Consider the following 8,217-nt stretch of genomic DNA (forward strand, 5'->3'; position numbering starts at 1 on the left):
TGATGTGTGCTGAAAAAACAGGAGGTTTTAACTTGGTAAACTAAACACACTCATCAGGAGTTTACCATGAGCAAGAAACACAAGACTTACACCACAGAATTTAAAGCTGAAGCCATCAAATTAATTGAAGCCAATCAAGGCAATGTCTCGGAAACAGCTAGACAACTTAGCATTTCAATGCAAACTCTTTCAAATTGGAATACCAAAGCAAAGGCTGGAACTTTAGCAGGTACAAAACAGTATTCACCTGATCTAAACGCTCTACTCGAAGAAAATAAAAAACTCAAACAACAGCTCAAAATAGCTGAAATGGAACGTGAATTTTTAAAAAAGGCAGCAGCGTACTTTGCCAAAGAAAGTCAGTAAGGTACGCCTATATGAAACAAAAAAGATATTCTTTTCCAATTACCTTAATGGCTCGATTACTTCATGTTTCAGTTTCATGTTTTTATGATTGGCTCAAGAGAGGCGTGAGCAAAAGAACGATTCAACGAAATCAACAGACGATATTGGTGAAAATAGCCCATGAGGAGACAAGGCAGAGCTATGGTTATATTCGATTAACCAAATACTTACAAGCTCAGGGCATAAAAATGAGTATGTACGCTGTACGTCAGATAAAAGCGCTGAACCACCTGTATTGTAAGCGACACAAGCGTTTTAAAAGGACTACGAATAGTGACCATAATCGAGCGATCTATGAAAACCTGCTGGAGCAACAATTCTCAATGACTAGACCAAATCAAGCATGGTCAAGTGATATTACGTACATATGGACTGTTGAAGGATGGCTGTACTTAGCAGCGGTAAAAGACCTTTACACGAAACAAGTGGTTGGCTATAGCTTAAATGAGCGCATGACAGCACAGCTTGTTTGTAATGCGCTAAATATGGCTATTCACAATCAAAAACCAACCAAAGAACTGATTGTGCATTCAGACAGAGGAAGTCAATATTGCAGCCATGAATATCGAAATATACTTGAGCAATATGGTTTTCAAGGTTCAATGAGCAAGCGCGGAGACTGTTACGATAATGCACCGATTGAAAGCTTTTGGGGAATACTGAAAAATGAGTTAGTGCATCATTACAACTATCAAACCAGAGAAGAAGCCAAAGCAGATATTATAAAATACATTGAATTATTTTATAATCATCGAAGAATTCAAAAGGGTTTGGGTTTTAAGACACCAAATCAAATGGCCGAAGACTTTTATAAGTTGGCTGCCTAGAATCTCCCAAGGGAAAGTCTCCTGATAATTCAGCGTATATCATTTGGGGATGTTCACAAAAGAAAGGAAAGATTTGGTCACCAAAAGCAGGGAATCTTGTTGATTGGCAAGAATGGAGTCAGAATGCTTGGGATAAAATTCACTCTGAAGATGAAATAGATGTGAATAATTTAGTTAAAGACTTTCTAAAACCAATTCGAATTAATAAAGCGTATAAATATTACCCTCTGTTTGCAGAATGGGGAGAAACGCTACAAAATGCATTTGAAGATAAAGTAGACTTCCGTCATAAATCAAAAAACGTACAATTTATTTGATCAAATTAATCAGCAAAATTATTTAATTCAAGAGATAATCCTTGGATGAAATTCAAAGATATTCAAAAATTATCAAACGTTAAGTTTCGTAGGCTTACCGGTGTTAGTTGGGCTACATTTAACCTCATGTTGGCCGAGCTAAATAAGCATTTACCTCGTCATATTGGTAAAGGACGACCGCATAAATTACCGTTGGAAGATCGTTTGCTCTTATGTATAGAATATTGGAGAGAATATCGAACATTTTTCCATCTTGGTATGAGTTACGGTGTATCTGAAACGAGTGCAATTCGTATCACACGTGTTATTGAAGATACCTTAATCCGTTCTGGAAAATTCAACTTGCCAAAACAACTTCCTAATCGAGATGAAGTGGATTGGGAAGTTGTTGTGATTGATGCCACTGAAATATTAGTTCAACGTCCAAAAAAAACAGAAGAAATGGTATAGCGGTAAAAAAAAGCGACATACCTTTAAATTTCAGTTATCTATGCACTATACAACAGGTGAAATACTGAGTGTATGTGGAAGTCATGGAAGCATGCATGATTTTAAAATATTTAAAAAAAGCATGAGGAAATTAAAATTTAGGCCCTTTTTTATCGTTGATAAGGGTTATTTAGGGATAAAGAAATTGGGTTTTGGATGCCTCATGCCATCTAAAGCAAAGAAAACTGAAAAACTAGATTCTGAATTAAAAAAGTTAAATAGAGAGATTGGTCGTAGACGAATTCAAGTAGAGCATGTATTTGGAAGGATGAAATGTTTTAAGATTTTATCTTGTGTATATAGAAATCGTCGTAAAAGATTAAACCTACGGTTTAATTTACTTGCTGGCATATACAATTTAGATTGGGTGAAAGATAAACAATTAAATTGATTGAAAAATGATTTATGAAGGAAGTCTAGTAAATATTTTGTTTGATCAGACAGAAATTCCTTTGTTTTTAGCTGATCTAAACGTTTTTAAGGATGAATCTGAGCAACTTTATATAAAAATCTATACAGAAGATCTCTTTGGTTTATATCGCTTAAATATTTCAGATCAATTTCCCTCAGGCTACATGTATGAACATGTTGAAGGAAGTTTAATATCTATTAAGACTCATAGTTCAACTATTTCTTTCGAGGAAAAAATGGTGAAAGATCCAGTTAGGATCCATTATGTTGATGGTTCAATGAGTTATAACTGTTATTTGATCCAAATAAATTTAATAGACAATACCTTCGATGTAGATGGTTTGAATCAAATTAATTGGACTGTAGATATTACTAAAGAATCAATGGGGAAAGCCCAAACTAAAAATACTGTCCAATTTCAAACTTTGAGTATGATTCAAGATCAATTTGAAATAATAATTAATGATGATGGCAGTGGTGAAATTGCTGATCTAGTCGCTTTAAGACAAGAGAATAACGAAATAATTCTAAGTTTATATCATTGTAAATATTCAAGTTCGCCTGAAGCTGGTCGAAGATTAGCTGATATGTATGAAGTTTGTGGACAAGCTCAGCGTTCTATACGTTGGAAACATGCGGGTCTAAAACACTTATTCAAACATATCAACGGTCGTAACAATAAATGGCTATCTGAAGGTTTTAGTAGATTTGTAAAAGGTGAGTTAGCTGACTTAGAAAAATATAGAAATATGGCAAATACGATGCCAATTAAATTAGAGGTAACAATTGTTCAGCCCGGCTTAAGTAAATCAGTTATTACCGAAGAGATATCAAAGTTATTAGCATGTACTGAATCGTACATAAAGAAAACAACAAGAGCTGACCTAAAAGTTTGGTGTTCGACATGAGCCTTGTTTTAATCTAATAATTGAAATGAACCAAATGCTTTATCGATTTGAACCATAGATTTAAAATGGAATCGGTTTTTTATGACTTATTTGGTTGTATTTTGATCTAGTTTTTCTATATTTTATGACTAAAATTATGACTAAAAGAAAATATAAAATAAGTCTTTAAAAATAAAGACTTATTAATCTAGTCATAATCTTGGTCACATCTTTCACCAAGGTTAAGTTTCATCCTAACCCTAAAAACAGAGAGAAACGTCGCGCGCTCTCCTATTCATAAAAAATCCATTTTATATCAGTATGTTGTGAGCACTTACACCCGAGACTGGATCGTTTTGCCTTTCATGGGAGAATGATTAAGGGCGCTAAAGTATCATCCTAATTTTCGCCCAGGCTCGAAAAATACGGTAAATGGTGAAAATAAAAATTCATCCTTTTCCGATGTTGCCCGTTCCAACACGTAAGCAGTCAGTCAGAAAAAACACATAGATCCAATCCCTAGCGAGCATTGAGCTCTCTCATCCGTGCCAACTGCTCCAACCCTTGGACGCCCTAAATGCTTACCCAAAAAAATCAACATCTTCTTTTAAAAACACAATCAAAAATGACTCCCTTATATCCATTTAACCTAAACAGCCTTCCCCCCACTGCACTAGCTAGGGCTCGTAGTTCGGCGCAAGGCTGAAGTCGCTTGACTGCTTCGCTGTGCAGATCCATGACCCACTTTCCATCAAACTCCCGGTTGTAGTTCCACAAGCATCTCGCGAGTCTTGCCGGCCCGCTCCACTAACAAGACCACAACATCTCCAACGTTCTTGTCGTCTAGCCGGGCCTGTAATGTGGTGACGTCGTCGACGGCGATACCGTCGATGCTGATAACGCGATCGCCGGGCACGATGCCGCCTGCGGTGACCTCGACGCCGACGAGCCCGGCCCTGTGCGCCACCGAGCCCGGCGTCACGCGCAATACGAATACGCCCTTACTACCGGTCAGCGCCTGCAGACGCGCGTTGAGCTGCTCATCCACCTCGATGCCCAGCGCCGGACGGATGTACTTGCCGGTCTTTATGAGTTGCGGCACCACGCGCATGACGGTATCCACCGGCACAGCGAAACCGATGCCAGCGGACGCGCCCGAAGGGCTGTAGATGGCGGTGTTGATGCCGATCAGCCGCCCAGCCGAATCGAGCAGCGGGCCGCCGGAGTTGCCGGGGTTGATAGCGGCGTCGGTCTGGATCAGGTGATCGATGGCAGGCCCGCCCCCTTCGCCGTCGAGGGTGCGGTCGAGCGCCGAGACGATGCCGGTGGTGAGCGTCCAGTCCAATCCGAAGGGATTGCCGATAGCGAACACTTTCTGCCCGACCTTGAGGTCGGCACTGGTGCCCACCGGCACAGCTGGCGGGCGCTTGAAGCCGACGCCGATCTTGAGCACGGCGATGTCGTGCTCGGGGCTGGCGCCCACCAGCGCAGCCTGATAATCGCGACCGTCGGCCAGTTTGACCGTGGCAGACGATGCCCCCTGGATGACGTGGAAGTTGGTCACCACGTGGCCGGCATCGTCCCAGATGAAGCCGGAGCCGGTGCCGCGCGGCACGGAAAAGACATTGCGCGACCAGACGTCACGCACCAGTTGCGCCGTGGTGATGTAAACCACCGACCCGCGCGATTTCTCGAACAGTTGGATGGTGGTCTGCTCGTCTGCCGCCAGATCACCACGCGGTGTCACCGTGCGCTCGGCCGCTTCGCGCGGACTGAACCAGGCTTCGATGGCAGGCAAGAACTGCCACAGCAGCATGAGTGCGGCGATGCAGCCAGTGATGACGAGCCAGCGCCGGATGAATCGGTCCGGCGCCGGGCGGCTGTTGAGATCGGGGTAGGTCATGCCATTCTCCTTGTTGAAATCAGCGCCAGACACCGCTGGCGCGCCAACGCGGTGGGCGTGGCGCCAAGGGGATGTCCGGCAGAAATGGGCTGGAATGAAGCGGTTGCGGTGCCATCGAATCAGCCAATTCCCGCAAGCGTTGGATGCGCTCTGTCGTCGCCGGATGCGTGCGCAACCAGGAGGGTTCCGGGTTGCCCCATCCGGGCAGCAGCCAGGCGCGACTCTCCCGCTCGATCTTGGCGAGCGCCAAAGCCAATCCCTGTGGGTCGCCGGTCAATTCGGCGGTGAGCCGGTCGGCGTCGAATTCGCGCACCCGCGACAAACCCAGTTGCGCCAGCAGCGCGAGCTGCGGCGAAACGGCCAGCAACAGCAGCGCCGGCCACTGGATAGCGACTGTGCCCCACAGTAAGGCCGGCAGGCTGAAGAGGAGCATGATTTGCCCCAACAAGGCCAGAAGATGGGTGAGCCGGCTGATGGAATCGGCCAGCCCCATGACACGCAAATCCTCGTTCGCAATATGCGCGATTTCGTGGCCGAGCACGCCGGTCAACTCGCGGAGCGTGAGGCTACGCAGCAGACCGTCGGTCAGCGCGATGGCCGCGTGATGCTTCGTACCGGTGGCGAAGGCGTTGACGACCCCGCTGGGCACGTAGTGCGGTACCGGCACGGCAGGCAACCCGGCCCGCGCCGCCAGTTCGCGCAACACAGCCCAAAGATCGGGCGCTTCATTCGGGTGCAGAGGGCGTGCGCCATACAGCCGCAGGGTCAGCCCGGAAGCCGCCGCCGGTTCGAGCAGCAGGGTGAACCCCGCGGCCGCCAGCGCCAGCCACAGAGCGCTGTCACCCAACAGCAGGCTGCCGGCGACGGCGGCAATCCCGAGCAGGGTCAGCACCAACAGCGCGGTTTGCAGGCGATTGAGCCAGCGATGCCGCGCGCCGGCAGCCTGCGCGTGGCGCCGATCACGATGGCTCATTTGGGCTTTCCCCAGCGGCCCGGTCATCGCGCTCGCGCAGCAGCCAGTAAGTCGCCCCGAGGGCCAGCATCGCGCCTGCGAGCGCCGCGATCTTGGCGGGGCTGGTCTCCGGGTCGAGGATCACGAACTTGCGCGCCAGGGCGATCAGCCCGATCAGGATCACCGTCTTGACTTGGATGATGCTATCGCGGCGCAAGGCCACCCGCACGATGGAATGCTTAAACTCCATGGCGATGAGCAGCGTCATGATCATGCCGAACACGGTCTGGAAGACCTTGTGATCGAGCGGATTGAACGCATCGATGACCAGCAGGCTGAAGACGATCGAGATCAGCTGCAGCAGCGAGACCACGATGATCACGGCAATGATTGCGGACAGCGCGAGCGCGATCACCTGTTCGAAGCGCTCGTAGAACGTCATCACTGCCCATTGGGCACGAAATGTTTTGATCGGGTCCGGTTGCTTTTCCTTCATCGCCATTCCTCTCAATTCTGAAATACTTGTGCGCCCACAACTTGGTTGCGCCCTTGTCTTTTTGCCTGGTAGAGCGCGCTGTCCGCCTGCTGCATCACCTGCTCGGAAGAGTTTAAGCAGACGTCAAGGGGGGCCACCCCCATGCTGGCGCTATAGCTGATCGACACCTCTCCACACACCACCGCTGTCGTCGCAACGTCTTGACGAAATCGCTCCGCCCATACTTGGGCGTCTTCAATCGATGCCGCTTCCAACAACACAGCGAATTCCTCCCCCCAATCCGGGCAGCCATGTCGGTTGCGCGAATGTGTTCCCTCAACCGTGCAGCAAAGTGCTTGAGCACCTCATCGCCGCACCCGTGTCCATATAGTAAGCACGCAAAAAAACCAATACAATACCGATATGAGTTATCCAATACATTTTAGAAAGAAAATATTAGCCAAGCTTGAAGAAGGCCAATCTATTCGAGCGGTTGCTCAGCACTTCGAAATTGATAAAAATACAATTGTCGAATGGAAAAAAGCGAATCGAAATAAAAAGAACTCGACCAAGAAAACCATCTAAAGTTGATGATGATGCCTTACGTGCAGATGTTGAGCAATATCCTGATGATTATCAATATGAACGCGCTGCTCGTTTTGGTTGTGGTATTTCTACAATTGGAGATGCGCTCAAGGATCTAAATATCACAGTTAAAAAAAGACCTTACTGCACCCGAAAGCAAAAACAGAACTCAGAGAGCAGTATTTAAAAGATTTAAACCGATTAAGGTATCAACACCCAATCATCTATCTTGATGAAAGTGGATTTAAATCTCATGAACATAGACCTCATGGTTATTCAAAACAGGGAAATCCTTGTTATGGAACATATAATTGGCAATGGCTTTGTTGCACAAACCTATCTCTAAAGGCTTATTCCACAATATAATTTTCAAATGAATAAGTCGACACCTAAAATTTATCGCACAACCAATTGGTCTTCATATAACCGAGCTCTCATTAATCGTGGAAATATTGCCATTTGGTTTGATCCTGCTACGCAATGGTATGCCCCATCAAAAGGCAAACAAGGACGAAATCAAACTTACTCCGACGCAGCTATCCAATGCTGCCTAATGATTAAATCTCTCTTCCGATTGTCTTTACGCATGGTCACTGGCTTTGTTCAAAGTCTCATCCATCTTTGTGGGTTAAATTGGATAGCGCCAGACTACACTACAATTTGTAGACGACAACAGCATATTGATATTGTGATTAGCTATCAAAAAAGTTGTGATGGACTGTATCTAATCGTTGACTCTACAGGTCTGAAATTCTTAGGTGAGGGTGAATGGAAGCGTAAAAAACATCAGTCTGAATATCGTCGCCAATGGCGTAAATTACATATGGGTATAGATGCTAAAACCTTACAAATACGCGCTGTTCAGCTCACAACCAACAATGTGAGTGATTCACAGGTACTTGGTGATTTACTCGATCAGATTCCACAAGATGAGAGAGTTGACTCCGTCTATACCGATGGAGCTTA

Annotated in this window: 6 protein-coding genes and 4 pseudogenes; 6 read left to right on the top strand and 4 right to left on the bottom strand. The window is 45.9% G+C overall.

Features of this window, described 5'->3' with window-relative positions; translation table 11 throughout:
• Window positions 1-66 precede the first annotated feature (66 nt).
• The 4 genes and pseudogenes from MKL51_RS17825 (at window position 67) to MKL51_RS17840 (ending at window position 3,357) form a co-directional block, all read left to right on the top strand.
• Window positions 67-1,232, top strand: a protein-coding gene (locus MKL51_RS17825) for an IS3-like element ISAba22 family transposase (protein ID WP_085944217.1) whose coding sequence is annotated in 2 segments (ribosomal slippage) — window positions 67-325 and window positions 325-1,232 — 1,167 coding nt in all. Because the reading frame shifts where the segments join, the coding sequence is not laid out codon by codon here.
• Between the two features lie 443 nt (window positions 1,233-1,675).
• Complete coding sequence (locus tag MKL51_RS17830) at window positions 1,676-1,999, top strand: IS5 family transposase (protein WP_032031561.1); 324 nt, start codon at window positions 1,676-1,678, stop codon at window positions 1,997-1,999.
• Window positions 2,000-2,036: 37 nt separating this feature from the next.
• A pseudogene (locus tag MKL51_RS17835) lies at window positions 2,037-2,429 on the top strand (transposase family protein); the annotation flags it as partial.
• A gap of 7 nt (window positions 2,430-2,436) precedes the next feature.
• Complete coding sequence (locus tag MKL51_RS17840) at window positions 2,437-3,357, top strand: hypothetical protein (RefSeq protein ID WP_247142383.1); 921 nt, start codon at window positions 2,437-2,439, stop codon at window positions 3,355-3,357.
• A gap of 730 nt (window positions 3,358-4,087) precedes the next feature.
• Here the strand turns inward: MKL51_RS17840 and MKL51_RS17845 are convergent.
• The 4 genes and pseudogenes from MKL51_RS17845 to MKL51_RS17860 form a co-directional block, all read right to left on the bottom strand.
• The gene (locus MKL51_RS17845; protein ID WP_000221973.1) at window positions 4,088-5,239 is read right to left on the bottom strand and encodes a S1C family serine protease; all 1,152 of its coding nucleotides are present in this window, start codon (window positions 5,237-5,239) and stop codon (window positions 4,088-4,090) included.
• 19 nt (window positions 5,240-5,258) lie between these two features.
• Window positions 5,259-6,212: a zinc metalloprotease HtpX gene (locus tag MKL51_RS17850; protein ID WP_032007497.1), complete on the bottom strand. Its 954-nt coding sequence runs from the start codon at window positions 6,210-6,212 to the stop codon at window positions 5,259-5,261.
• Window positions 6,199-6,687 (bottom strand): phosphate-starvation-inducible PsiE family protein, encoded by a 489-nt coding sequence (locus MKL51_RS17855; protein ID WP_017401780.1) that lies wholly within the window; start codon window positions 6,685-6,687, stop codon window positions 6,199-6,201. Before MKL51_RS17855 ends, MKL51_RS17850 begins: the two co-directional genes overlap by 14 nt.
• A gap of 11 nt (window positions 6,688-6,698) precedes the next feature.
• Window positions 6,699-7,030: pseudogene (locus MKL51_RS17860) on the bottom strand (GGDEF domain-containing protein).
• A 59-nt stretch (window positions 7,031-7,089) separates the two neighbouring features.
• On the opposite strand from MKL51_RS17860, the pseudogene MKL51_RS17865 reads away from it, so the two are divergent.
• Together MKL51_RS17865 and MKL51_RS17870 are read left to right on the top strand one after the other, a co-directional pair.
• Window positions 7,090-7,438 (top strand): annotated as a pseudogene (locus MKL51_RS17865) (IS630 transposase-related protein).
• Window positions 7,439-7,624: 186 nt separating this feature from the next.
• Window positions 7,625-8,217: pseudogene (locus tag MKL51_RS17870) on the top strand (IS5-like element ISAba13 family transposase); the annotation flags it as partial.

Source organism: Acinetobacter sp. AOR18_HL, from assembly GCF_027855145.1.
Lineage (GTDB): Bacteria > Pseudomonadota > Gammaproteobacteria > Pseudomonadales > Moraxellaceae > Acinetobacter > Acinetobacter pittii.